General features: G+C 66.5%; 24 protein-coding genes. 3 read left to right on the top strand and 21 right to left on the bottom strand.

Annotated features, from left to right (window positions below):
- Nucleotides 1-1,021 (bottom strand): hypothetical protein (locus tag QUS11_05815; GenBank protein MDM7992813.1); only part of this gene is annotated, 1,021 nt, incomplete at its 3' end.
- Nucleotides 1,022-1,127: 106 nt separating this feature from the next.
- Between QUS11_05815 and QUS11_05810 the strand changes: the two genes are divergently transcribed.
- Complete coding sequence (locus QUS11_05810; GenBank protein MDM7992812.1) at nucleotides 1,128-2,672, top strand: M20/M25/M40 family metallo-hydrolase; 1,545 nt, start codon at nucleotides 1,128-1,130, stop codon at nucleotides 2,670-2,672.
- A gap of 13 nt (nucleotides 2,673-2,685) precedes the next feature.
- On the opposite strand, the gene QUS11_05805 is transcribed toward QUS11_05810, so the two are convergent.
- The 7 genes from QUS11_05805 to QUS11_05775 all read right to left on the bottom strand — a co-directional run bounded on the left by QUS11_05805 (nucleotide 2,686) and on the right by QUS11_05775 (nucleotide 10,206).
- On the bottom strand, nucleotides 2,686-3,426 hold the full coding sequence (locus QUS11_05805; protein ID MDM7992811.1) for a class I SAM-dependent methyltransferase: 741 nt from the start codon (nucleotides 3,424-3,426) through the stop codon (nucleotides 2,686-2,688).
- A gap of 150 nt (nucleotides 3,427-3,576) precedes the next feature.
- On the bottom strand, nucleotides 3,577-3,858 hold the full coding sequence (locus QUS11_05800) for a hypothetical protein (GenBank protein MDM7992810.1): 282 nt from the start codon (nucleotides 3,856-3,858) through the stop codon (nucleotides 3,577-3,579).
- A gap of 213 nt (nucleotides 3,859-4,071) precedes the next feature.
- Nucleotides 4,072-5,127, bottom strand: a complete 1,056-nt coding sequence (locus tag QUS11_05795; GenBank protein MDM7992809.1) for a M20/M25/M40 family metallo-hydrolase — start codon at nucleotides 5,125-5,127, stop codon at nucleotides 4,072-4,074.
- A 9-nt stretch (nucleotides 5,128-5,136) separates the two neighbouring features.
- Nucleotides 5,137-6,075: a hypothetical protein gene (locus tag QUS11_05790; protein MDM7992808.1), complete on the bottom strand. Its 939-nt coding sequence runs from the start codon at nucleotides 6,073-6,075 to the stop codon at nucleotides 5,137-5,139.
- Nucleotides 6,072-7,859: an alanine--tRNA ligase gene (locus QUS11_05785; GenBank protein ID MDM7992807.1), complete on the bottom strand. Its 1,788-nt coding sequence runs from the start codon at nucleotides 7,857-7,859 to the stop codon at nucleotides 6,072-6,074. The genes QUS11_05790 and QUS11_05785 overlap by 4 nt, the downstream gene beginning before the upstream one ends.
- Nucleotides 7,860-7,880: 21 nt before the next feature.
- Complete coding sequence (locus QUS11_05780; protein ID MDM7992806.1) at nucleotides 7,881-9,005, bottom strand: hypothetical protein; 1,125 nt, start codon at nucleotides 9,003-9,005, stop codon at nucleotides 7,881-7,883.
- A gap of 13 nt (nucleotides 9,006-9,018) precedes the next feature.
- Nucleotides 9,019-10,206, bottom strand: coding sequence for a pyridoxal phosphate-dependent aminotransferase family protein (locus QUS11_05775; GenBank protein ID MDM7992805.1), 1,188 nt, complete (start codon nucleotides 10,204-10,206; stop codon nucleotides 9,019-9,021).
- A 76-nt stretch (nucleotides 10,207-10,282) separates the two neighbouring features.
- Here QUS11_05775 and QUS11_05770 point away from each other — a divergent pair, with 76 nt between their 5' ends.
- The gene (locus QUS11_05770) at nucleotides 10,283-11,212 is read left to right on the top strand and encodes an NAD-dependent epimerase/dehydratase family protein (GenBank protein MDM7992804.1); all 930 of its coding nucleotides are present in this window, start codon (nucleotides 10,283-10,285) and stop codon (nucleotides 11,210-11,212) included.
- On the opposite strand, the gene QUS11_05765 is transcribed toward QUS11_05770, so the two are convergent.
- From QUS11_05765 to QUS11_05705, 13 genes are all read right to left on the bottom strand, one after another.
- On the bottom strand, nucleotides 11,200-11,694 hold the full coding sequence (locus QUS11_05765) for an adenosine-specific kinase (GenBank protein MDM7992803.1): 495 nt from the start codon (nucleotides 11,692-11,694) through the stop codon (nucleotides 11,200-11,202). The genes QUS11_05770 and QUS11_05765 overlap by 13 nt on opposite strands.
- A 34-nt stretch (nucleotides 11,695-11,728) precedes the next feature.
- Entirely contained in the window at nucleotides 11,729-13,123 is a 1,395-nt protein-coding gene (gene gatD / locus QUS11_05760; GenBank protein MDM7992802.1) for a Glu-tRNA(Gln) amidotransferase subunit GatD, read from the bottom strand.
- 53 nt (nucleotides 13,124-13,176) lie between these two features.
- The gene (gene rpoN / locus QUS11_05755) at nucleotides 13,177-14,664 is read right to left on the bottom strand and encodes an RNA polymerase factor sigma-54 (GenBank protein ID MDM7992801.1); all 1,488 of its coding nucleotides are present in this window, start codon (nucleotides 14,662-14,664) and stop codon (nucleotides 13,177-13,179) included.
- Entirely contained in the window at nucleotides 14,664-15,377 is a 714-nt protein-coding gene (lptB, locus tag QUS11_05750) for an LPS export ABC transporter ATP-binding protein (protein MDM7992800.1), read from the bottom strand. Before lptB ends, rpoN begins: the two co-directional genes overlap by 1 nt.
- A 101-nt stretch (nucleotides 15,378-15,478) precedes the next feature.
- Complete coding sequence (locus QUS11_05745; GenBank protein ID MDM7992799.1) at nucleotides 15,479-16,531, bottom strand: LptA/OstA family protein; 1,053 nt, start codon at nucleotides 16,529-16,531, stop codon at nucleotides 15,479-15,481.
- Nucleotides 16,521-17,114 (bottom strand): hypothetical protein, encoded by a 594-nt coding sequence (locus QUS11_05740; GenBank protein ID MDM7992798.1) that lies wholly within the window; start codon nucleotides 17,112-17,114, stop codon nucleotides 16,521-16,523. The genes QUS11_05745 and QUS11_05740 overlap by 11 nt, the downstream gene beginning before the upstream one ends.
- Complete coding sequence (locus QUS11_05735) at nucleotides 17,014-17,928, bottom strand: lysophospholipid acyltransferase family protein (protein ID MDM7992797.1); 915 nt, start codon at nucleotides 17,926-17,928, stop codon at nucleotides 17,014-17,016. Before QUS11_05735 ends, QUS11_05740 begins: the two co-directional genes overlap by 101 nt.
- A gap of 7 nt (nucleotides 17,929-17,935) precedes the next feature.
- Entirely contained in the window at nucleotides 17,936-18,892 is a 957-nt protein-coding gene (locus tag QUS11_05730) for a KpsF/GutQ family sugar-phosphate isomerase (GenBank protein MDM7992796.1), read from the bottom strand.
- Nucleotides 18,889-19,359, bottom strand: coding sequence for an HAD hydrolase family protein (locus QUS11_05725; protein MDM7992795.1), 471 nt, complete (start codon nucleotides 19,357-19,359; stop codon nucleotides 18,889-18,891). The genes QUS11_05730 and QUS11_05725 overlap by 4 nt, the downstream gene beginning before the upstream one ends.
- Nucleotides 19,356-20,135: a 3-deoxy-8-phosphooctulonate synthase gene (gene kdsA / locus QUS11_05720; protein ID MDM7992794.1), complete on the bottom strand. Its 780-nt coding sequence runs from the start codon at nucleotides 20,133-20,135 to the stop codon at nucleotides 19,356-19,358. Before kdsA ends, QUS11_05725 begins: the two co-directional genes overlap by 4 nt.
- Nucleotides 20,128-20,847, bottom strand: a complete 720-nt coding sequence (gene kdsB / locus QUS11_05715) for a 3-deoxy-manno-octulosonate cytidylyltransferase (GenBank protein ID MDM7992793.1) — start codon at nucleotides 20,845-20,847, stop codon at nucleotides 20,128-20,130. Before kdsB ends, kdsA begins: the two co-directional genes overlap by 8 nt.
- Nucleotides 20,829-21,911, bottom strand: coding sequence for a hypothetical protein (locus QUS11_05710; GenBank protein MDM7992792.1), 1,083 nt, complete (start codon nucleotides 21,909-21,911; stop codon nucleotides 20,829-20,831). Before QUS11_05710 ends, kdsB begins: the two co-directional genes overlap by 19 nt.
- An 83-nt stretch (nucleotides 21,912-21,994) precedes the next feature.
- Nucleotides 21,995-23,398: an MBL fold metallo-hydrolase gene (locus tag QUS11_05705; GenBank protein ID MDM7992791.1), complete on the bottom strand. Its 1,404-nt coding sequence runs from the start codon at nucleotides 23,396-23,398 to the stop codon at nucleotides 21,995-21,997.
- Between the two features lie 161 nt (nucleotides 23,399-23,559).
- Here QUS11_05705 and QUS11_05700 point away from each other — a divergent pair, with 161 nt between their 5' ends.
- On the top strand, nucleotides 23,560-25,287 hold the full coding sequence (locus QUS11_05700) for a hypothetical protein (GenBank protein ID MDM7992790.1): 1,728 nt from the start codon (nucleotides 23,560-23,562) through the stop codon (nucleotides 25,285-25,287).
- Nucleotides 25,288-25,330 lie beyond the last annotated feature (43 nt).

Below are 25,330 nucleotides of genomic sequence, written 5' to 3'. Positions count from 1 at the left end.
CCAGTAGCGATAGATGTATCAAGTGAAGGGTATCCCGGGATAAGAGCAGCGCCTCCTTATCGACCAGCGCCGTGGACAGCCCCCCCCGCCTTAAGACGGAGCCCCTCGACGGGGAAAGGCCGGCTTCGCCGGCCATCGAGGCGTGCCTCCCCCTGAACCCGATCGCGGTGAGCGAGAGGGCAAGGGCCGCCAGGACGGCCGATTCGGCTGTGAGTATGGCCGCCGCCCTCCCGGCGTACTGCCCGGGGCCGGAGGTGCCCAGCCTTGTCAGCACGGCCCCGAAGAGGGCGTGGGGCCAGGGAGAATGGCCGGCAGCCGGGAGCCCGGCTACGAAGCGGTGCACCGCCTGGAGGTCTCCGGCGCTGCTGTCCGGGATGACCAGCGCGCCGGGATCGGATCCTCTCAGGAAGACCAGTATCATGAGGGCGGACATCACCACGGCGCCGACGGCCCCTCTCCTGAGGCTCTGGATCGACCCGAGCCGCGACAGGACGGCGAGGACTATCGAGCCCGCGGCGGTAGAAGAGAGCACGAGCGGTACGAGAAGCGCCAGACCGGCGACGGCCACGCCCGGTCCGCTGCCGGTGGCCTCGGAGAATGCCAGTATTACGGGTACGCCCATCAGGAGTGTCGACCAGCCAGCGTAGAACCAGCTCTCGACGGTCCTGAAAACCGCCACTGCGGATGAGCGGACCGGCAGGCCGAGGAGCATCGAGGTCTCGCGAGACCTGTAGAGGATGGAGATCCCGCCGATGAGCGAGGAGACGGCGAGGAACACCGAGAAGGCCATGAATGCGGTGGAGAGGAGCCGGCCGGACAGGGCGACCCCGAACCCGGCGTCGTCTACTGCGATGAGCCTGCCGAAGAGGAAGAGGAAGAGGAAGTACATCGCGGGGGCGATGACCCCGAGCGTCAGGACGCCTGCGATCAGCTTGAGCCTGTTGCACTCCCACATGGAGGCGGCAGATCCGCGGACGGATCCGAGCTTGGTCCTGAGGAGGAGCCAGACGGTTCGAAACACGCCCCGAACATAAGGGATCGGCCGGCCCGGGGCACGAAGCCGCTCGCACAGCTATATTCGGAGCCGATCCCGTCATCCCGGCGAGGCGAATGGAGGTCGGTCCCCGATGCACGCTCTGTCACTGCTGATTTCGCTCATTGTTTCGACCGGTCCCGGTGCGGATCTCCTGCTCGTCGAGCGGGACGTCAGGACGGCCTCGGGCGAGGGCTGGTACGAGGCGCTCGACGTGGTTTTCAGGGACGCCGAATGGTTCATAGCCCTCTGTGACGATCCGGGGAGCGTCCCGGCCCCTGCGGAAATCCTGCTCGAGGGGCCCTTCGACCTCGACGACCTGGTCGTCGTCCACCTGGCTCCCGGAGCTGATCCTCGCACGGCCGGCCTTCTCGGGACCACGATCTTCGAGAGAGGCGACGTCGCCATCGTATCGATTCCGCAGGGGAGCCGGCCGATCACCGGCCTTCCCGGGACGAGGCTGGTGTCGCCCCTGAGGGTCGTCTGCGAGCGGAGCGGGGCGCCGGCCGTCCCTTCCGGCGTAACGGACGGGATGATCGACGACATGGTGGCCGCGGTGAGCCAGGACAGCATCATGGCCGTGATCCAGCATCTCGAGGACTACGGCACCAGGGTCTGCGTCATGGACGAGTACGACCAGGCGGCCGCCTGGGTGGACCAGTGGTTCGGGCTGCACTGGATCCCCTGCGACCAGCAGTGGTTCACCTTCTACGGCGACCAGACCAGCAACGTGATAGCCGAGATCCCGGGTGCGGTCTCGCCCGACTCGATCTACATCATCTGCGGCCACCTCGACTCCATCACATGGCCGATGGAGGAAACCGCCCCCGGGGCCGACGACAACGCCAGCGGGTCGGCCACCGTGCTCGAGGCGGCGAGGGTCATGGCTCCGTACCAGTTCAGGTACACGGTGAGGTTCATCTGCTTCAGCGCGGAGGAGGTCGGGCTCGTAGGCAGCGAATACTACGCCCAGTCGGCCTTCGAGGCAGGTGACGAGATCCTCGGAGTCATCAACCTGGACATGATCCTGTTCGCCCCCGCCGGGTACGACTCGCTCTGGATCCCCTACGACTCCCAGTCGCAGGCCCTGGCCGAGGCGGTGGCGCAGGCGATGGACACCTACGTGCCTTCGCTGGACGTGGTGACCGAGTACGATCCCTCGGCCACCTACAGCGACCATTCCTCGTTCTGGAACTGCGGCTACCCCGCCGTGCTGGGCATCGAGTACGACGTCGACTACAACCCCTGGTACCACACGACCACGGATCTTCTGGCCAACTACACCGGATACTGGCCGTTCGGTACGGACTGCGTGAGGGCGTCGGTGGCCGCGCTCGCGTCCCTGGCCCAGCCAGTCGGACCTTCGGGCATCAACGGCGGCGGCGGAAGCGCATGCGCATCCCTGTCGGTCTCCCCGAACCCGGCCTCCGGAAGCGCAGCCCTGACGATGTGCGGGGCCCCGGCGGGGGTCTTCGCGTGCAGGATCTACGGGCTGGACGGCAGGATCGTCTCGGAGTGCGCCCTCGATGGTGCGACGCCTCTCGAGCTGGACCTTTCCGGCCTCCCGGCAGGGGTCTACGCCGTGGGATGGGACGGAGAAGGGCTGTCCGGCGCCTCGAGGCTGGTCGTGCTGGACTGACGCGACCTCTGGATCAGGGCCTTCCCGCCACCATGAAGTAGCCGAGCGGGAAGGCCCTTTCCGTACTCTCGGAGATGTGCCTCACGAACCGCATCCGCCCGAGGAGCGAGACGGCCGACTGGAGCAGCCCTGCGATCAACGGGCCCACCGCACGGACACACACCAGGTTCTTGGCCAGGAGGTCCGCAAGCACTTCGGGCGATCCGCCGATGGATTCGAACCGCAGGATCTCGAAGCCGGACATGGAAGCGAAGCGCTTCAGGGCGTACTCCGTATACCGGAAGTAGTCGTGGGGCTCCTCATGGAGCCGGTAGAGGAAGGGCGTGTTCATGACGATGGTCCCTCCGGGCGACAGGATGCGGTAGAGCTCCGACCAGAGGAGGCCGGGCTCCGGGATGTGCTCCATGACGTCCGAGAGGATGACGGTGTCGAAGGATCCGTCTCGGAACGGGAGCTTCCTGGACAGGTCGCACTCGAGGTCGAGGTAGTCCCTTCCGTGGATGGTCCCGGCCCAGTCGACGCATATGTAGTCGGAGACAAGGGGTCTGCACAGGCCGGCCAGCGGGGCCTTCCCGCAGCCCAGGTCGACCGTCCTCCCCCGCGCGAACGTGGGCAGGCACCTCTCGTAGCAGGCTGCGATCATGCCGGTGAAGAGCCTCGAGCCCGGGCTCACCTCGCGCGGGTTGCGCGATGCCCCCAGCCGGCCCCGGCATGAAACGAACTTGGAAGGTTTCCAGAGATCCGCGTTCCTCATGCACTCCATCCGCATTCCCAACCTTAGTTTCGTCCGGTGGCCGCCGCTGGTCAAGACCGGGCCGGCGGGGATCCGGGACGGACATGCGAGAAGGGGCCGGCAACGAAAAAGGGCGGCCCCGAAGGGCCGCCCTCTCAGAGAACAGCGGGGTTATCGCCTGCTGCCCATTCCGCCGCCGGTGCGCTCCCTGTCGGTGGCGAAGTCGACGCGGACGTTGCGGCCGTCGATGACGGCGTTGTCCATGGCGTTCTTCGCAGCAAGGGCGCTGTCGGAGGAGGCGAAGGTCACGAACCCGAACCCGCGGGACCTACCGGTGTCGCGGTCCTGGACGACGCGGGCCTCGGTGACCTCACCGTGGACCGAGAACGCCTTCTCGAGGGACTGGTCTGTGGTAGCCCATGCAAGGCCTCCGACGAACAGCTTGTTGCTCACAGTATCTCCTTCTCGGGGCTCCCGCCCCCTGTCGGCTCCGAACCCGAAGCCATCTCTTCCCCGGCTGTCAGGGCGCCGGGATGCCCAAGCCCTGAGGGCTTCCTTGGATCAGGCCTCGAATCGGGGAGCACATACACTCGACAAGGAGGGATGACGGAACCCCAAGCCAAGAATCTGAAACCGCGTGTTATATCGGGGATGACGCATGCGCCGTCAAGACCCGGGCGGTTCGAATCCGTCCAGCCTGTCGAGCATGAGCGTCAGGAGCTCGATCGCGGTCTCTGCGTCGTGCGAATGGATGACCGATCCAGGGCCGTGCCCGTACCTGTTCGGGACCGAGAGGCAGATCGCATGGGGCCCGGCCCCCCACTTCTGCATGGAGGAGGTGTCGGTCCCCCCTGCGAGGAGGATCTCCATCTGATGGTCTATCCCCGCCTCCTCCGCCAGCCCGCGGGTGAACTCGACGAGTTCGGGCGAGCTGATCACCGAGCCGTCCATGTACTTCACGGCGACTCCGTCCCCCAGCCGGGCGATGCGCAGCCGGGGCGGGGCCTCGGGGATGTCGCCCGCGCCGGTGACGTCTATGGCGATGGCGATGTCGGGGCGGACGTCCTGGGCGGCCACCGTGGAGCCGCGGAGCCCCACCTCCTCCTGGGAGGTGCCCACTGCGTGTACCTCGATGCGCTCGTTGCGGAAGCGCCTGAAGGCCTCTGCCATCACGAACACGCCCACCCTGTCGTCGAAGGCCTTTCCGAGCAGGCAGTTCCCGATCCGCGTGAACGGCGTGGACATGGAGACCCAGTCACCCCGCGAAATCTCTCGGACGACATCGTCCTTCTTCATGCCCGTGTCGATGTAGAGCTCGTCGAGCCTCAGGGCCCTGTTCTGGTGCTCGGGCAGCCACGCCGCCCTCCTCTGCACCACCCCCGGGAGGACGCCGCCCTTCCGCGTGTGGATCCTGACGGCGTGGCCGATCATGTTCTCCGCGGTCCAGCCGCCCAGGGGGGCGAGGGAGATGAAGCCGTCGTCGTCGATGTTGAACACGAGGAAACCTATCTCGTCGGTGTGGGCGGCGAGCATCACCTTCGGGCCGCTCCCGTCGCCCTTCCTGACGAAGTGGATGTTCTTGACGGCATCCACCCTCACCGAGTCGGCCGAATCCGCGAGGCGTGCGTGGAGGATGGCGTTGACCGCATCCTCCCTGCCCGAAACCCCGTCGGCCTCGCAGAGGGCTCCCAGGAAACCGAGATCGATGTCATCGACGGCCATGGCGCCCTCCTAGGGTTCGATCCAGGTGAATCCGGCCGCGTCCATCCAGCCGCCCGGCGCCTCCCCGGCATAGTCGAGCGTGCCCAGTACCGCCCTGGCCGCCTCGGCGGGAGGCAGCCCCTTCTCGAGAATGCAGTCCAGGTAGAAGAATTCGATTATCGCGCTCCCCGCCCAGTCGACGCTCTTGGTGTAGCCGGAGATGATGAAGTCCTCGTCCCAGTCGCTCCTGGACGACATCACCCGCGCGGGCAGGCCGCCGCCCATGACGAGGCAGCTCGAGAAGTGGAGCAGCGCGAGGTTCCGGCACGGGGCGAGCGCCTCGGCTATCGCCCTGCCGTCGAGAGTCTCGTCGGCAAGGGAGATGCCGTTCTCCGAGGCATGGCACGAGAGCAGCAGGTAGACACTGCCCGGCAGGGATGCGGCCTCGAGCGCGAAGAGCTGGAGATCCGACCTGTCGTGTATGAACCTGTGCCTCACCCTGACGCCCTCCACCCTCGCGAAGAACGCAGCGAGCATCTCGCCGAACGAGTACTCGGGCTCGTCCATGCCCGACTGCCACTCTGCCTCGAGGATCACCAGCCAGCGGGCGTTCCCGTCTCCGGCGGAGCCGCTCCTGGTGCCCACCCAGGGCGCCCATGCCGACGATCCGTCGGCGCGCCACTCCCCGGAGATCGCGGTTCCGTCGGCGGAGAGGTCGAACCAGCCCTCTCCCGAGGCGGCAGGTTCGGTGTAGGTGAAGACGAAGCGGCCGCTGCCGTCGATCGTGCCCTCCACCGTGCACATGCCGCTCATGATGTAGTAGCCCGAGACCGAGGAGCCCTCCTGCGTCAGGACGAGAGTGCCATATGTGGTCTCCCACGAGCCCGAGAAGTCGGGAAGGGCCTGCCCCTGCCCGCACGCCGCCGAAGGCAGCAGGGCCGCCGCGAGGAGAAGGCCGGTGCGGCTCACTCGAGCACCGCCCTTATCCTCCTGATGCCCTGGGAGGAGCTCTTCTCCGACTGGATGACGAACCTTCCCATCCCTCCCGTGCGCTCCACGTGGGGTCCCCCGCAGATCTCCATCGAATAGCCGCCTATCCTGTAGACCTTCACCTTCTCGCCGTACCTGGACTTGAAGAGGCCGATGGCCCCCATCTCCCCGGCCTTCTCGACCGTCTCCTCCGTGAACGTGACCTCCAGGTCGGCTTCGATCGCGGCGTTCACACGCCTCGCGACCTCCGACAGCTCTTCGGGCGTCATGGCCCGGGGATGGCTGAAGTCGAACCTGAGCCTCTCGTGGGTGATGTTGCTCCCCTTCTGCTCGACGTGGTCGCCCAGCACCTCGCGGAGAGCCCTGTGCAGCAGGTGGGTGGCCGTGTGGAGCTTCGTCACCATGTCGCTGTGGTCGGCCAGGCCGCCCCCGAACTTGCGGTCGAGGCCGGCCCTCGACAGCTCGCGGTGCTTGTCCAGAGCCTGGGCGTATCCCTCGGCATCCACCTCGAGGCCGTTCTCGCGGGCCAGCTCGGTGGTGAACTCAACCGGGAAGCCGTAGGTGTCGTAGAGCCTGAATGCGACCCTTCCCGGTATGGTCCTCGACGGGTTCTTCAGGAGGTTCGGCAGGAGCTTCTCGAACTCCCTCATCCCGGCCTGGAGGGTCTTCTCGAACTGCGACTCCTCCTTCTCCACCTCGGAGAGGATGAAGGCCCTGTTCCTGGTCAGTTCGGGATGGACGTGGGATTCGCCCTCGATGACGAGCCTGGCGAGATCCGGCAGGATCGGGCCCTCGATGCCCAGCTTCCTCGCGTGCCGCACCGCCAGCCTGAGAAGGCGCCTCAGCACGTAGCCCTGGTCGAGGTTCGACGGCGGTACGCCCATGTCGTCGCCGAGGATGTGGGTGGACGACCGGGCGTGGTCCGCGATGATCCTCATCGACCTGCGGGCCTCGGGATCGGATTCGGGATCGAGCCCGGAGGCCTTCTCAAGGAATTCGAACACGGGCCTGAAGAGCGGGATGCCGTAGATGCTGTCGCAGCCGTTCATCATCGCCACGGTGCGCTCCACGCCCATCCCGGTGTCGACGTTCCTCTGGGCAAGCGGCTCGTAGGAGCCCTCCCTGGTCTTGTCGTACTGCATGAAGACGTCGTTCCAGACCTCGAAGTACTTGCCGCAGCCGCACCCGGGACGGCACGACGGGCCGCAGGGCTCCTTCCGGGTATCGATGAACATCTCGGTGTCGGGGCCGCACGGTCCCGTCACGCCGGCCGGGCCCCACCAGTTGTCCTCGCGGCCCAGGAAGTGGATCCTCCCGCGCGGGATGCCCATCTCCTCCCAGATGCGGGCGGCCTCTTCATCGGGAGGGACCTGCCCCTCGCCGGCGAATACCGTCACGCTCAGGAGAGCCGGGTCGAAGCCGAGCCACTCCCTCCCCGTCAGGAATTCGTAGCTCCAGGTGATCGCCTCGCGCTTGAAGTAGTCGCCGAGCGACCAGTTGCCGAGCATCTCGAAGAAGGTGAGGTGCGAACAGTCTCCCACGGAGTCGATGTCGCCGGTCCTGATGCACTTCTGCAGGTCCACGAGCCTGCGCCCCGCGGGGTGCCTTCCTCCCATGAGGTAGGGCACGAGGGGATGCATGCCCGCCGTGGTGAAGAGGACGGTGGAGTCGTTCTCGGGTATGAGGGATGCGCCGTCTATGCGGGCATGTCCCCGACCCACGAAGAAGTCGATGAAAAGGGACCTGAGTTCGTCGGAAGTCATGGGATGGAGCCTCCGGGCGGGCTAGAGGGTCTTGTCGTAGATCCTGTAGGTCTTGTACACGGCGGTGTTCATCTCCTCTTCGAGGATCGTCCTGAGCGCGTGGTTGTCCTCGAGCACCCAGGAGAGCTCCGACCAGGTGACGCCCATCCTGAAGCCGGTCTCGATCATCCTCGATATGATGAGGCTCTCCAGCCCGCATCCGCGCCATTTCTCGCGCACTGCGAGCAGGATCACCCTGACGCCGTCGATCCTGATGCGGAAGGGCGGGACCTTGAGCCTGAGGAAGGTGCCGAGCAGGCTGCCCCGCGCTGCATGGAAAGCTGCGTTGGCGTCGAGGAGACCCACGGCGAAGGCCACGGCCCTGCCGTTCTCGTAGACGACAGGCGCGAGGTCCTCCACCAGCATGAGGGAGAGGTCCTTCGCCATCTGCCTGAACTCCGCGTCGGTCATCGGGACGAAGCCCCAGTTCGCGCTCCAGCATTCGTTGTAGATGTCCATCAGGGTCAGGACGTCCTCATAGAGATGCTTCCGCCTCACCGTGCGGACCTCGGCCCCGGTCCTCCTCTCGACGAGACCGGCAAGCCTCCTCATCCTGTCCCATCTGATCGTGTCCTTCTCCAGCAGGTATGCCAGCACGTCCTTGGACTTGGCCAGACCGGCCGCCTCGATCCGCATGCCGTGGTACGGCGGGTTGTAGGTCATCATCAGCACCGGCCTGCGGTCGAACCCGTCGACGAGAGTGCCGATCTCCTCGTTGGTGGAGAAGTTCATCGGCCCCCTGACGGTATCCATCCACCGCGTGCGGAGCCAGGCGGATGCGGTCTCCAGCAGGGCATCGAAGACCTCCTGGTCGTCCACGGCCTCGAGGAAGCCGAAGAAGCCGGTCCTGTCGTGATGGAATTCGTTGTGGGCCCGGTTGACGATGGCGCAGATGCGCCCCACGGGCTTTCCCGAGGAATCCCTGGCAAGGAAGCATGCGGTCTCGCCGTGCTGGTGGAAGGGGTGCCCGCGGGAGGGGTCGAGCATGTCGCGCTGCATGCTCCGGATCGGGGCCACCCACAGGGGATCGCCCTCGTACAGGCGGAACGGGAGCTCCACGAACTCCCTGAAGCCTCTTCCCTCGACGGGATCTATCCTGAGGGGCATCCCGGGGCTGCCGTCAGCCTATCAGGCCGAACCTGCGGCCCACTCGCTCGAAGACCTCCAGGGCCCGGTCGATCATCTCGTCGGTGTGGGTGGCCATGTAGCTGGTGCGGAGCATGGCCTGGTCGGGGGCCACGGCGGGGCTCACGACGGGGTTGGTGAACACGCCCTCCTGGTCGAGCGCCTGCCATATCCTGAAGGTGAGGATGCTGTCTCCGATGATGATGGGGACGATGGGGGCCTCCGAGTTGCCGACGTTGAATCCGAGGGACCTCAGGCCGTTTCTCGACCTCTCGGCGGCCCTGTGCATCCGCACCATCAGCTCCGGCTGCTCCTCGAGGATCTCGAGGGCGGCCATCACGGTCGCCACGGCGGCCGGCGGGAGGCTGGCGGAGAAGATCTCGGTGCGGGCCTCGTGCTGGATGAAGTCGATGACCTTGTCCATGCCGGCGGCGAAGCCGCCGATGCAGGCGAACGACTTGCTGAAGGTGCCGACCTGGAGGTCGACCTCGGCCTCGCAGCCGAAGTGCTCGGGGGTGCCCCTCCCGTGTGCTCCCATCACGCCCACTCCGTGCGCGTCGTCGACCATCACCCTGGCACCGTGCTTGCGCGCCAGCCTGACGACGCCCGGAAGGTCGGCCAGATCGCCCTCCATGCTGAAGACCCCGTCGGTGACGATCATGACCGGGCCCTCTTCGCGCTGGAGGAGCTGGTCGAGATGCTCCATGTCGTTGTGGCGGTACTTCACCACCCTGGAGTAGCTCATCCTGGTGCCGTCGATGATCGAGGCATGGACGGAGCGGTCGACGAACAGCAGCTCGTCCTTCTGGCCGAGCGCGCCGATCACGCCCAGGTTGGTCTGGAAGCCCGTGCTGAAAGTGACCACCTTCTCGCGGTGGAGGAACCTGGCCAGCTTCTCCTCGAGCTCCACATGGAGGTCGAGGGTGCCGTTCAGGAACCTGCTGCCGGTGCATCCCGTCCCGTACTTCTGGATGGCCTCGGCGGACCTGGCCATCACGAGCGGGTGGTTGGTGAGACCGAGGTAGTTGTTGGACCCCAGCATGATGACGCTGTGCCCCTCGATCTCCATGACGGGGCCCACCTGCCCGCTGAGGGGCTTGAAGTAGGGATAGAGCCCCATCTTCTTGACCTCGTCGGCCCTTGTGTACTCGAGGCATTTCCTGAAAATGTCGGGACGAGTCATATTGCAGCACTCCCGCGTGACGGTAATCGGCGGGAGATTGTAAGCAGGCGGGATACCCAAGTCAACGGAGCTTGCGATGAAAAAGGCCTTTCTCACCGGAGTGACCGGCTTCCTCGGGCTCCATCTCGCACGGACCCTGGCCGCCGAGGGCTGGGAAGTGTCGTCCGTCTGCAGGGACCTGTCGGATACGTCGGGCGTGACCTGCTGCAGCAGGATCGACAGGATCGAGATGCTCGACCCGTCGGCCTACGGCGAGGCGATCCGGGGTGCGGACGCGGTGTTCCACCTCGCGGGCGCCACGTCAGCCCGCAGCCGGGAGGCCTTCGACAGGGCGAACGCCGCAGTCACCGCCGCCGTTCTCGAGGCAAGGCGCCTCTTCTCTCCGGAGGCGAGGTTCATATACGTATCGAGCCTTTCGGCCGGCGGGCCGGCTGGCTCGGGACCGCTGACCCCCTACGGCCGGAGCAAGCTCCTGGCGGAGTCGATAGTGAAGCGCGGGACGGGATGGGTCGTGGTGCAGCCCCCGGCGGTCTTCGGGCCCGGCGACGATGCGATGGCGCCCCTGTTCCGCAATGCGGCGAAGGGCCTCTTCCCGTCGCCGTGGGGCAGGGGGGGCACTCCGCTGGTCTACGGGCCCGATCTGGCGGGATTCCTGGCCCTGGCGGCCGTGAAGCCCTCCCTGGAGGGAATGGTGTTCGAGCCGTCCTACGGGCGCGCCTTCACGTGGGAGGACATCAGGGCCCTGCTGCAGCAGGCCGCCGGGAGACGGGTCACACGTGTGGCGCTCCCGCCCCCTCTGGTGCTGGCGGCCGGATGGATCTCGGGCATCATGGGCGGGATGGCGGGACGCAGCCAGGTGTTCGACCTTCACAAGGCCCGGGAGATGGTGGCGAAAGGCTGGAACCCGTCGGACCCGAAGGTCGCGGAGCTCACGGGATGGAGCCCGCCCACACCCCCGGACGAGGCCTTCTCGAAGACAATGGAGTGGGTCCGTCAGCGCTTGTAGCCGAATCTCCTGAGCAGTTCCCTGCGCGAGGACACATCCTCGTCCGATTCGACAGCCGTCGGCGGGGAGCCGTCCATCACCCCGAGAACCCCTCCCCCGTCAGCGGTCCGGGCCACCACGACCCCGACCTGGTTCGACGTGGCGCAGAATATCGTGCAGACCTCGGGCACCGCCCTGACGGCGGGAAGCACCTGGATCGGCCAGGTATCGCCCAGCACGACCAGGAAGACGTGCCCGCAGCCGAGGCGGAGCATGTTCTCCTCGGCTACCTTCCTGAGCTCGGGATCGGTCCCCTCGCTCCTCACCAGGCAGGGTCCCGAGGCCTCTGCGAAGGCGAGCCCGAACCTCGCCCCGGGCGCGGACGAGGCGACCGCCTCGTAGACATCCTCGGCCGTCTTGATGAAGTGGGCCTGGCCGAGTATGACGTTGGATCCCTCGGGGCAGGACAGCCGCACGATTTCAAGGGACATCCCGGGCATCATCAGCCCCTCCCCGGCCGGACAGCTCTCACGGCCGTCATCTGAGCCGCCCCGCGAGCATCTCCCTTACCTCCGGCACCCCGCCCTGGAGGATCAGGTACCCGTCGGGCGGCTCCTGGGGGGTCATCTCGTGGGAGATCGGGGTGGTCATCAGCCTGCGCACCTCTTCGTGATCGCGCCCCACGGCGAGCGCCCAGCTCAGCTTCATGTAGGCGACCTCGGGGAGCATGTTCGCGAGGGGCACTACTCCCCTCTGCATCAGCAGGCGCCCCGTGTCGTACACGTACATCTGCGAGTACCCCCACAGGGTCTGCACGGTCATGTAGACGTGGACGCCCGCCTCGACCGCCAGCCTGAGGGGTTCGTACAGCGGCTTGTTTACGTGGCCGAGCCCCGTGCCGGCGATGATGATGCCCTTGTAGCCGTTGTCCACGAGGCTCGTGATCATGTCGGGCTTCATGTTGGGGTAGTAGTAGACGATGGCCGCATGCTCGTCGAAGACGGGGCGGATGCAGGGCTTCCGGGAGGAGTCCCTGCGCCTGTAGTCGGCCTTCAGATAGGTGAAGCTCTCCCTGTCGACCATCGCCAGAGGGATGTCGCCTATCGTCCGGAATGTGCTGCGGTAGCTCGAGTGCATCTTCCTGACCCTCGTGCCCCTGTGGAGCAGGGCGTACTTGTCGCTGGTGGGTCCGAACATGCAGACCATCACCTCGGCAGCGTCGCAGTAGGCGGCGGTCCGGGTGGCGTGTATGAGGTTCAGCGCGGCGTCGCTGGAAGGCCTGTCGCTGGATCTCTGGGATCCGACGAGCACCACCGGGACGGGGAGATCCTGGCACATGAAGGAAAGGACTGCCGCGGTATGGTGCATCGTGTCGGTTCCGTGGCCTATCACGATCCCGGAGGTGCCCTTCTCGATCTCCCTGCCTATGGCTTCGGCGAGGGCGATGTACTGGACGGGGCCCATGTCCTCGCTGAAGATGCCGAACAGCTTCTCCGTGCTCAGGTTGCAGATGTCGGCCAGCTCGGGCACCGCCCCGTACAGCTCGCCCGGCGAGAACGCCGGGATGACCGCCCCGGTGCGGTAGTCGAGCCGGCTCGCGATCGTCCCCCCGGTGCCCAGCAGCTTCACGGAAGGCAGAATCGGGTTGAACGGGAACTCCTTCTCGGGGATCTTGTAGTGGGCCTCCCTGGAGCCCGTCTTCACCGCCGCCGTCACCTTCGACGAAGCGATGCCGATGTTGTATCCGCTGGAGAGCTTGAGTACGATGTGGCTGTCATCCGCGGTCTCCGATCTCGGCAGGATGACGCCCTGGAACGAGTTGCCGTCGGCTGTCAGATCGACGTCGTCCCACACCGAGATGCCGAACTTCTCCAGCGCTGCGCGCGCCGGACCCCTGTAGCCCTTCATGGAATCGGAACCGGAAGAAGTCATCGCAGAATCCCTTTCGGCGGGCTTCATGCCCTCCCTGAGTCGTGGTGTTATGGCTAGAAACGCTTCCTGTGGCTGGCCGGGAGGATACCCAGCAGCTTCCTGTAGTTGGCCACCGTCCTCCTCTTCACCTGCAGGCCCCTCGCATTCAGCATCGCCGAGAGGTCGCAGTCCGAGTAGGGCCGGGTCGGGTCCTCCCCTTCCACGATCCTCCGGAGCTCCTCCTGGGCGGTCCTCGTCGAGACGTCCTCGGCGCCGGCGAGCCTGCGGCTGAAGAAGAACGCGAGTTCGCTGATCCCCTGCGGGGAATCGAGGTACTTGCCGTTGATGGCTCTGCTGATGGTCGACTGGTTGCGCCCGAGGGCCCCGGCTACCTGCTGGAGCGTCAGCGGCTTGAGCGCATCGACTCCGTCGTCGAAGTAATCGCTCTGGTACGAGGCCAGGAACTGCCCGATGCGCAGGACGGTGTCCTGCCTCTGCTGGATGGCCTTGATGAAGTGGCTGGCGCGATCGTACTTCTTCTTCACGTACTCCCTGGCCTGGGGATCGCTGTGCGGCGACTCCAGCACCCTCCGGTTCCTCTCGGAGATGACCAGCGAGGGGAACCTCGTGTCGTTCAGCAGGGCGATGTACTCCCCCTCGACGCGGATCACGGAGATGTCCGGGATGACGACGGTGTTGTTGTCGGGCGAGAAGTCGGAGCCGGGGAAGGGATTGAGGCCCCGGACCCTCTCCATCGCATCCTGGATGTCCTTCGGAGTCACCCTGAGAGCCCTGGCCAGGACAGGGTACTGCCCCTCGGGCAGGAGGTCGAAGAACTCGTCGATCAGGCGGTACTCGAGGCTGTCGGCCGGCGTCCCGCGCTGGTCGAGCTGTGCGAGCAGCGCCTCCCTCACGGTGGAGCACCCCACCCCGGTGGGCTCGAGCGACCTCACCAGCTCGACCGCCCTGTCCAGGAGCCCGGAGGGCCCTGGCCAGTCGGCCGCGAGGTTCTCCCTGCCCATGGACAGGAGGCCGTGCCTGTCGAGGGAGTAGACGACGTATCTGACGGCCTCCTCCAGATCCGGTCCCGGCCTCAGATCCCGCGCCTGGGCCAGCAGATGCTCGGAAAGGGTCGTCCGCCCGACGTACTCGGGCCTCCAGGGCTCCTCGGAGGAACCTCCCCTGTAGTCCTGAGACCCGTCCTCGAGATCCGCGAGGAACTCCAGGTGGTCCTCCCGTTCGTCGTCCCTCCTGGGTTCGGGGTCCTCGTCGTCCGACGGCCCCGGCGCCTCGCCCTCGGAGGGCTGTTCTCCGGCAGGGCCCTCCGCGGGGACATCCCCCGGCTCCTCGCCGGGAGCCGGATCCTCGGGGGACTGGTCGCGGGTCGAGTCGTCCTGCTGGACTTCGAGGAGCGGATTCTCGTTGAGCTCCTGCTCTATGAGGTCATCGAGGTCGGTAGAGGACATCTGGAGCATCTCGAGGGACTGCTGCATCACGGGGTTGAGAGTGAGGTTCTGCTTCAGGAAGATGCCGGTTTCCTGCCTCAGCTCGGGTCTGTACATCAGAGCCTGAACCTCTCGCCGAGATAGATCTTGCGCGCCTCCGGGTCCTCCGCGAGAGCCTCGGCGGACCCGGAGATCAGCACTCTCCCGTCGAACATGATGTATGCACGGTCGGTGATCGCCAGGGTGTCGCGGACGTTGTGGTCGGTGATGAGCACGCCGAGCCCCGACCTGCTGAGGTTCCGCACGATGCCCTGGATCTCGGCGACGGCTATGGGATCGATGCCCGCGAACGGCTCGTCGAGGAGGAGGAACGAGGGTTCCGTGACCAGGGCCCTGGCGATCTCGACCCTGCGCCTCTCGCCGCCCGAGAGGGTGTATGCCTTCTGGTCGGCCAGCCTCGTGATGCCGAGAGCATCCATCAGCCTGTCGCGCCTCTCGATCCTCTCGGACCTCCTGAGGCGCAGCGTCTCAAGGATGCTCATCAGGTTGTCGGCCACGGACATCTTCCTGAACACGCTCGACTCCTGGGGGAGGTAGCCGATCCCGAGTCTCGCCCTGCGATACATGGGCAGCCCGGTGATCAGCCTTCCGTCGAGGCTCACGGAGCCGCCGGTGGGCCTGATGAAGCCCACTATCATGTAGAAGGTCGTAGTCTTGCCGGCGCCGTTGGGGCCCAGCAGGCCGACGATCTCCCCCCTGCCCACGGTGAGGCTCACGCCGTTCACGACGCGCCTCTTCCTGTACTCCTTCACGAGGTCGGCGGTGGTCAGCCGCTCCCATCCGCCCGCAGTCACAGGCTGTCCTTCCGGCAGCGGGGAAGACCCCGTGCCCGGCCCTGTCACGACACGGCCGGACTCCAACCCGCCCTGAATCACAGCCCGTCCCCCAGGTAGGAGTAGGATCCCGTGGCCGATCCGGTGATGCAGACCGACTCCACGGAGCCCGATTCGTACCTGACCACGAGATGCTGGCCCGAGACCGTGTTGCTCTCCTCCCGGGCGGCGGCCTCCCCGCCCGCCCTGTAGACGAGGGTGACCGAGTTCATGAGGTCCACGGAATCGGGTTCGCCTCCGGCGAAGGCGAAGTACGCGCTCTCGGAAGAGAACCAGGTTTCGGAGGGAGGGGTCTCCCCCGTGTCGACGATGTACCCGTCGGCGGCCCCCTCGATCCTTATGCTCCTTATCTCGCCGCCATCCAGCTCGGCCTTCATCCAGTTGCCGGACAGCCTGTTCTCCCCCTCGGTCACGACGGGGCCGCCGAGCATCTCGACAGTCTCGTCGAGGCCGGAGTAGACCAGGAATTCGGACACGGCAGTCACTCCCTCGGAGGGATAGTCGAGGACTGCGTTCCCCTGGGCCTCGGCCCTGTCCGAGTCGGGGAGGAACTCGAGGCGGTCGGCCGTGATCACCAGGCTGTCGCCCTCCTCGAACCTCCGGAGCACGGGCTCGGAGGTGACGAAGATGCTCCCCCTCCCGCTGTCGTACATCGCGTACTCTCCTGTGACGTCCCCGACCCAGGGGCCGGTCATGTGGACCCCTCCCCGGGCCACGGCCTTGCCGAGAAGCCTGAACCAGGTCACCTCTTCGGCCCTCAGGACGTTCGATCCGTCGGTCAGTTCGACGTTGCCCGTCAAGACCGCCGTTCCGGCGGTCCTGTCGTAGAGGAGCCTCGAGGCCGAACCCTCCAGGGTGTCGGATTCTATCTCCACGTTCCCCAGGAACAGGGCACGGCCCGCCTGCTGCCAGACCCTCCCCGAATCGGCGGTGACGGAGACGAAGCCGTCCGTCACCTCGACGTCCCCGCCGAGATCGACCACGAGTTCCCCGTCGCCGGTCTCGCTGCCGGACGCCCTCGCGGCACTCACGGTGAAGACCCCGGCGAGGGCTGCGGTCGATGCCGCGAGCGCGAGGAGGCTACTCCTCAATGCCGACCTCCCCGCTGTAGACGGCGGTGAAACTCTCCCTCACGTCGACTCCGGCCGCCGAGCCGAGGCTCCTGTCGAGGACGACGCCCCGGCCGGTAAGATATGTCGTGCCGAGGCTGTCGGGGACTTCGAGGACGGCCAGGCAGTCAGTCATGAACGAATCGAGGCTGTCGCACCATATGAGCTCCGGGGATGTGAGCACCCTGCCTTCGGAGGTCTCCACCCTGGCATCCCCCCAGGCTCTGAGCATCGCCCCGTTGTCGAGGGCCTCGCCCGAGTCCGAAGTGAGCATCGAGGCCGGCATGTCGGCCTCGTACATCACGAGCCTGACGCCCCACATGAGGAGGGTGCTGTCCTGCTCGTGGAAGGTTCCCCCTTCGCACTCGAGCCTCCAGTTCCTGCCCCCGGGGGCGGCTTCCGTCAGAGAGAAGGCGCCGAGCTGCTGGACCTCCCCCGATTCCTCCGAGTAGGTCCTCGAGCCTTCAGCGCAGGCCAGGAGAGCCAGGAGGACGGCGGCACCAGCGCTCGTGAAACCAGATCCACTGGGAGGGATCGGCCCTGATCCAGCCCTCGATGATCGCATTGAGACATGACGTGAGGCGGACGTGTCCGTCGTCGCCCGTGAAGGCTCCCGGGTCGAGCGCCTCTTCGATGACGAGGAGATGCGAACCATCATTCCTCCGGACGATGTGGAGAGGGACCACGGGTATACCGAACCTGACAGCCAGCCTGGCCGGGCCTGTCGGAGTCAGGGCGGGCAGCCCGAAGAAATCGACGAACTCCGATTCGACCGCGGTCGTGTCCTGGTCGATGAGAATACCCACAGCCGCGTTCGTGCGCAACAGCCCCAGGAGGGGCCTGGCTCCGGAAGCCCTGTCCAGAACGGTGACATCGTGCATCGACCTCAGCCGGCCGAGCCTGGTGTCCGCAGCGGAACCGGAGAGCCGCCTCCCGACAACCCCGGTCCGGTGACCGAGAAGGACGACGGCCCTCGGGATGAGCTCCCAGGCGCCGTAATGGGCCGTGATGCAGATCGCTCCCCTCCCCTTCCCGAGGGCCTCCTCCAGGAAGTGCGCCCCCTCGACCCCTACGGCACTGCGGAACTCGAGGTCCGATGCGTAGGAGAGCCTCACGAAATCGATCATCGACAGGATCATTCCTCGATAGACCGGGAACGGATCCACATCGAGCCCGGATGGCGCCAGGATGTTCCGCCTGTGCCTGTCGATCATCGTATTCGCCCGCGAGGGGAGGGCGGAGGCGACCCGGGCCGCGGCGGAGGCCGAGGCTTTCAGCAGCGGCATCGGCGCCCGGCGGGCGCAGGACAGCAGGAGGTCGACGGCAGGCCGCTCGAGGGCGTGCCGGAGAGCCCGGAAGGGGAGCCTCCTCCTGGGCACCGCAGCCTCAGTAGATCCCGGCGCGCATGATGTCGTGGAGGAACACAAGGCCGACCGGCCTGGAATCCCCGTCCACTACGACCAGGCTGGTGATGCCCTTCTGCTCCATCCTGGCCAGAGCCGCCGTGGCCGGCTCGGACGGGGTGGCCACCACGGGACCGCGGATGAGCACTTCGGAGAGCCTGAGGTTCCCTATGTCCGTCCGGTCGCGCATGAGCCTGCCGAGGTCCCCGTAGACGAAGATGCCCGACAGGGCTCCCGACCCGTCCGTGCTGAAGCAGACCCCCCTGTGCCTCGTCATGGTCTCCACCGCGTCGGGGAGGAGCGTGTCCTCCGGCAGATCCGGCAGGGGGGGAGGGACCATCATGTCCGAAACCCTGCTCAGCAGCTTCCTCCCGAGTATTCCGCCGGGGTGTATCTCCGCGAAGTCCTCGGGCGAGAACTCGCAGGCGGATAGGAGGGCCATCGCGATGGCGTCACCCGTGACCAGCATGGCTGTCGTACTCGCCGTCGGGGCGAGGTTGTAGGGGCAGGCTTCCGGCAGGTCGGGCAGGGGGAGCACGACTGCGGACGCCCTTCCGAGGATGGAATCCTCCCTGCAGATAGAGACGATCGGGATGCCCAGCCCCGAGAAGCGGGGCAGGAGGGCGGCGAGTTCGGGCGTGTTGCCGCTGCGGGAGAGGATCAGGGCTGCGTCCCCCCTCTCGAGGAGGCCCAGGTCTCCGTGGACCGCCTCGGCGGGATGAAGGAAGAAGGCGGGTGTCCCGGTGCTCGTCATCGTGGCGGCGATCTTCCTGGCGATGAACCCCGATTTCCCGATGCCCGAGACGATCACCTTGCCCCGGGCGCCGTGGAGGATGCCTACCGCATTCTCGAAACGGCCCGCGATCAGACGCCGGGTTTCCTCGAGCCAGCGCATCTCGGCGTCGAAGACCCTTCCGGCCTCCTCCATCGAGCCGTTCACCGGAGCCTCCCGTCGAGCAGCATGTCGACCACCTCGCGGACGGCTCCCGAGCCGCCCGGGCGGGATGTGACGATCTGGCACACCGACTTCACCGAGGGACGGGCGTTCGAGGGGCAGGCCGACACCCCGGCGGCCTCCAGGGCGGGGATGTCCATCTCGTCGTCGCCCATGTAGAGCGCAGACGCAGGTTCGATGCCGAGATGGACGCAGAGGTCGTCGAGTGCCTTTCGCTTGTCGGTGCAGCCAAGAAGGAGATACCTGATCCCGAGGTCCCTCGCGCGCCGCCGGGTGGATTCCAGATCGCGGAACGATATGAGAGCCAGAGGAATGCCTGTCTTCTGCAGGGCGATCAGCCCGGCCCCGTCCTGGGCGTCGAACCTCTGGCACGCACCGCCGGGACCGTATTCGAGGGTGCCGTCGGTAAGCACTCCGTCGACATCCATGGCGAAGAGGGAGACGGACTTCACCGGGCACCCTCCCAGTGGCGGATCGCCGAGTCGACGAGTGCGAGCGAGTCTTCCGGGCCGAGAATCGTGTCCCTGTCGCTCGGGGATTCGCCGGGTCTCGGATGCGCCTCGAAGAAGAGCCCGTCGACGCCCCAGGCGGCTGCGGCCCTGGCGAGCCTCACCGCGTGCTCCCTGTCTCCTCCGCTCGAGGAACCCGCGGCTCCGGGCCGCTGGAGGGAGTGCGTCACGTCGAGGATCACGGAGTCGCAGAGAGCCGACATGACCGACAGAGATCTGAAGTCGACCACCAGATCGCCGTATCCGAAAAAGGATCCCCTCTCGGTGAGCATGACGCAGGGACAACCCGCCGAACGGAGCTTCTCCACGGCCCCGGCCATGTTCCGGGGATCCATGAACTGGCCCTTCTTCACGTTGACCGGCAGACAGGCGCCCCCCGCAGCCTCGAGCAGGGAGGTCTGCCTGCACAGGAAGGCCGGGATCTGGATGATGTCCGCCACAGCGGCCACGCTCTCGATCTGGGATGATTCGTGCACGTCGGTCGTCACCCTGACATGAAAGGCCTCGCGGACAGCCGCCAGGATGGACAGCCCCCGCTCCATGCCGGGCCCGCGGTAGGAACCGGGCGAGGTCCTGTTGTCCTTGAGGAAGGAGGCCTTGAAGACCCAATCGACGCCCTCCCTGCCCTCGAACAGGGAGGAGAGCATGCGGGCCGTCTCCAGAGCGGTCTCCTCCGTTTCGAGGACGCAGGGGCCGGTGATGAAAAGCCTGTCAGCCAAGGATCTCCCTCCTGGCCCGCTCGAGATCGTCCGGCGTGTCGATCCCGAATCCGTGGAAGGGACCCTCTACGATCGCGATCTCCACTCCGGCGCATAGCCATGAGAGCTGTTCCAGCCTCTCGCCGGCCGACAGCGGACAGCGGTGAGCCTGCATGCAGCGGTCGAAGGACTCCGGGCTGAAGCAGTAGACTCCGACATGCTCGAGAAACGAACCGGAACCGTGAGGGATCGGGGACCGGGAGAAGTAGAGGGCCGATCCGTCGCAGCGGAGGGCCACCTTCACGGACGATTCGCAGGCCGCCCTTTCGGCGGTGCAGGGCCTTGCGAGTGAAACCACCCTGTCCGGGGCGGTGTCGACGGAGGCCAGCGCGGCTATCCATTCCGGTCCGGCGAAGGGTTCGTCGCCCTGGAGGTCGACTATCCTGCCCCCGGGTCTGCCGAGCCTCCCCCAGGCCTCGTACACCCTCGCCGATCCCGAGTCGGCCGGGCCGGTCATCACCGCCTCGATGCCCGCACTCCGGACGACTGATGCTATCCGTTCGTCGTCGGTGGCCACGGCCACGAGCCCGGCCCCGCTCCGCGAGGCGCCCAGGGCAACCCTGACGACCATCGGGACCCCACCGATGTCGGCCAGCGGCTTCCCGGGGAGGCGTGTCGCTCCCATCCTCGCCGGGATGATGACGGCGGTATCCTTCAGCGGTTTCCCAGCCAACTCTCGGAACTCCAGAGGGAGACGAACACGGAGGTCTCGCCCGAACCGTCCCAGGTCTCCCGTGATATCGAGAAATCGAGCCCTGCGGCTCCGTCTGCGAACCTGTAGCCCAGGCCGCCCGTCCATCTCGAGGCGCCGTCCCGCCAGAGCCCGTCGGTCGAAGTCCAGCCGGCTCTCGCGGCTACCCCCCTCGATACCAGGGCCTCGGCGCCCAGCCCCAGCACCGAACCGTCGGGGACCGTGCTGTCGAGCAGGTGCATCGTCTTCCGGGAATGGAGGTCGGCCCCAAGGCTGAGCCACTCCGAAGGTCGTACAACCGCACCGAGGTTGACCTCCCCCGGCAGGTCGTAGTTCTGGGAACTGCCCTCCTCCTCCGCGCCTGCATAGTCCCTGTCGATATCGATGCGCCCCCCCCTGTCGGTGAGGATGGAGGCGCCCAGGTCCACACGGCCCAGCCTCATGAGCATGCCGGCCTGCAGCCCCCAGCACGGCATGAACTTGGCTTCGTCGACGTACTGGGTGTTCACGGGGGCGCCCGATCCGCCGGGCCCGGTTTCCGTCAGACTCGCGGAGCACCGGGTGCTGCCGAACGCGCCCCTCCCTCCGAGGGAGAACGCAAGCCATTCGGAAGCCCTGAGGGAGAACGCCGCGCAGGCCTCGTTGAGCCCGCCCTCCCATTCGAGGGAGCCCCTGTACCCGTCCTGGTAGAGCGCGGCGGCATCGAGGAGGCGGCTGCGCTCGGACAGGCCCGCCGACAGGACCGCGTTCCAGGGCAGAGGGAACAGCACCGAGACGGACGGGAACCTCATGCCGCCGTCCCATGCGTCGTCATCCCCGGCCCTCCAGCCTGCGGTCCAGGTCACTCCGGTCGAGGTGCTCCAGGCGGATGTCGCCGGATTGGACATGGAGAACCCGTCGGGACTCACCAGAGCCGTCGAGACCCCGCCCATCCCGGCCGACCTGACCGTGGAGGGCAGGTATTCCGAACCCATGCCCGAAGGAGGCGGTACGAAACCCGGGTACTCGGGCGCCGACAGGGCGGCGAGAAGGAGCATCTCGAACATCATGACTCTCCTGTTCGGGGTTCTGACCGGTGCGTTCCGCTCCGACGTACCCCGGGGTCGACGACCGGTTCCACGACCGCTGTTCAGTCGCCGGCTTCGAAGGTCATGGACTCGGTACGCCCCGGGGCACTGCAGGCCACCCCGGCTCCTGCGAGCCTCGAGGTGAGCGCAGCGACCTGTTCCTTCTCGCCGTGGACCAGCACTATCTCCCTGGCGGAGGCTCCGGTCCGGGTTGCGTACTCGAACAACCCGTCGGAGTCCGCATGAGCGGAAAAGCCGTCGATCACGGCCACGGAGGCCCTTACGGCCTGCGTCTCACCGAAGATCCTCACGGAGGTCCGGCCTTCGGCGAGAGCTCTTCCGAGCGTGTTCTCGGCCATGAATCCCACGATGAGCACAGTGTTGGCGGGATTCCCGAGGCCGTGCCTGAGATGGTGCAGGATCCGCCCGTGCTCGCACATGCCCGATGCGGAGATCACGATCGAAGGACCGCCGATGTCGTTGAGCGCCCTGGACTCCGCTGTCGATCTGACGAAATGCAGACCGTCGAACCCGAAGGGCCCCGATCCGCTGTTGACCGCGTCGAGAGCCTCCTCGTCATAGCACTCCGGGTGGAGCCTGAAGATCGAGGTCGCATCCGTGGACATCGGCGAATCCACGAAGACGGGTATCCTCGGGATCGCGGAACTGTCCCTGAGGAGCCTGAGGAAGTACAGGATCTCCTGCGTCCTGCCGACGCTGAAGGAGGGGATGATCACCCTCCCGCCGTTTCCGGCGGTCTCCCGCACGGTCTTGCGCAGGCGCTTCACGGCATCGCTGCCGGATTCGTGCTTCCTGCCGCCGTAGGTAGACTCCATGAGGAGTATGTCGGGCCTGGACGAATCGAGGTCCGGATCCCGGAGTATGGGCATGGCGGGCCTCCCGAGATCGCCCGAGAAGAGCAGTACGGTTCTCCGGCCGCCAGCGGAGAGCGTCAGCTCTACCTGGGCGGAACCGAGGATGTGTCCTGCCTCGATGAACCTGGCGGTGACGCCTTCCGCCACCTCGAAGGGCCTGTAGTAGGGATACGTGTGGAATAAACCCATGCTGCGCGCGGCATCGGCCGGCGAGTAGACGGGTTCCACCGCCGGAAGGCCGCCGCCTCTCCCGCGGCGGTTCAGGAATGCCGCGTCGCTCTCCTGTATCCTCGCGCTGTCGGCAAGCATCAGGGCACACAGGTCGCGCGTGGCCGAAGTGCAGTGGATCGAGCCGCGGAATCCCCGCCTGACGAAGGCGGGTATCGAACCCGAATGGTCGATGTGGGCATGCGAGAGGACGATCGCGTCGATCCCCGCGGCGTCCAGCCCGGGATCCCTGTTCAGTGCATCGCTCTCGGCCCTGCGCCCCTGATGGAGGCCGCAGTCGAGGAGTATCCGCCTCCCCCCGAACTCGACGAGATGCATCGAGCCCGTGACGGAACCGGCAGCGCCATAGAACGTTATTCTCAACAGACGACCTCCGGGGATGCGATCGTAGATTATCGTCACCTGCGGCGCCGCGAGGCAACTCCGGCCGTTTCCAGCCCTCCGGATTCGTGGACATGGAAAGGCCGGGCGGGTAGATTCTGGCAAATCTTTTCTCACGCCGGGTTCGGCGGACGGGGGGTCCGATGAAGGCTGCGTCGTTAATTGCGGTGCTATCCCTCATGGCTTCGTCCTCGTGGGCGGATATGTACCTGTCCCGGATCGAGGGGGCGCTCGCCGACGGGAGCATCTCAGCGGGTGAAGCCGCTCTCCTCTGCGCCCGGAGCGTGCTCGACGAGACCGCCCTTCCGTCCTGGGTCACCGACGGAGCTTCCACCGAGCCTTGCGGCACTGCAGCCGCCGATGCAGCCGTCATGCTGGCGGGCGGATCCCCGGACGCAGCATGCGTCGAAGCCCTCACCCTCCTGGCCAGGCCGTCGGTCGGGAGTCCCGAGTACATCTACGACACCCCCGGCGGTCATTTCAAGATCCACTGGACCGACAACGGCCCGAACGCCTCCACCCTGGCCTGGGCCACCACCATCGGCGAGGGCATGGACCACTCCTGGGAGCATCAGGTCGACGTGATGGACTGGGATGCCCCCCCCTCCGACCTCGGTCTCGGCGGCGACACGAGATACGACGTCTACGTGATGGCTCTCACGGGAGGCACGATCGGCTACTGCTCGACTTCGGGCGAGCCCTCCGATCCCACCACCCCCGAGGCGGACTTCGCAAGCCACATAGCCATGAGCAACAGCGAGAGCTGGGGCGAGAACCAGATACTCGAAACCTGCTCGCACGAGTTCCAGCACGCCGTCCAGGACGGATACGAGGCCGCCGAGCCCTCCTGGTTCAAGGAGAACTGCGCCACGTGGATGCAGAACGAGTGCTGGGACACGGACCTCTACGCCGACTACCTCCACTCCGGCGACAACTGCCTCAGGAGACCCTGGTACGACATCCGGACGGGGTCGATGTACTACTACGGGGCGACCCCGTGGCCGATGTACATGCAGGTCCGCTGCGGAGGCCAGGAGACGGTGCGGATGGTCTGGGAGAAGGCCGCCGAGACCGTCGGCATGAACATGCTCTCTGCGATCGACGAGACGGCCGGGAACTACGGCATGTCCTTCACGGAATGGCTCGCGGAGTACACCTGCTGGCGATGGTTCACCGGCAGCCAGGCCGACGACCAGCACTACGAGGCGGAGGAGTCCTCCCTCTGGACCCCTGGCCCATACGTGTTCAGCTACCATAACGCGTCATCCCTCCCCTGGACGGGTGACGAGGGCGTCTACGCGCCCGAGACCTACGGCAATCACTGGATCAGGATAGACGTATCGGGATACCAGGGCTGGATCGACGTATCGTTCGACGGCCTCGACATAGCGGACTGGACCATCGGCGTCATCCAGACCGCTTCCGACGGGTCGGACGCGTTCACCTGGCACAGCGTCACCGAATCCCCGGCCACGCTCGACTTCGGGGTATCGACAACAGGGTGGCAGTACGTCGTGCTGTTCGTCCAGCCCCTCACCGAGACGAGCCTCGACTGCGTCTACGACATCACGGTCACTGCACAGACCGGGATCGTGGAGGGTCAGGCCGGGCCGTCCGCTACCCTTGCCCCATCTTCGAATCCCATGGCTCCCGGCGGTTCCTTCGAGTTCTCCATCCCCGAACCGGGTTACACGACCCTCGGGATCTACGATCTTTCGGGCAGGCTCGTGGAGACTCTGGTGTCCGGGATGACGGGAGCAGGGGAGCACAGCGTATCCTGGAGCGCCGACGACCTTCCCGGCGGAGCGTACTTCGCCCGCCTGAACGCTCCGGGCGAGGGCCTGACACGGAGAGTTGTCCTTAGCAGGTAGGACGGGGCGGCCAGGGCCGCCCGGCACAAGGCAGACGGAGGCG

The sequence above is a fragment of the Candidatus Fermentibacter sp. genome (assembly GCA_030373045.1).
GTDB lineage: Bacteria > Fermentibacterota > Fermentibacteria > Fermentibacterales > Fermentibacteraceae > Fermentibacter.
This window is presented reverse-complemented; position numbering and strand designations above follow the sequence as displayed.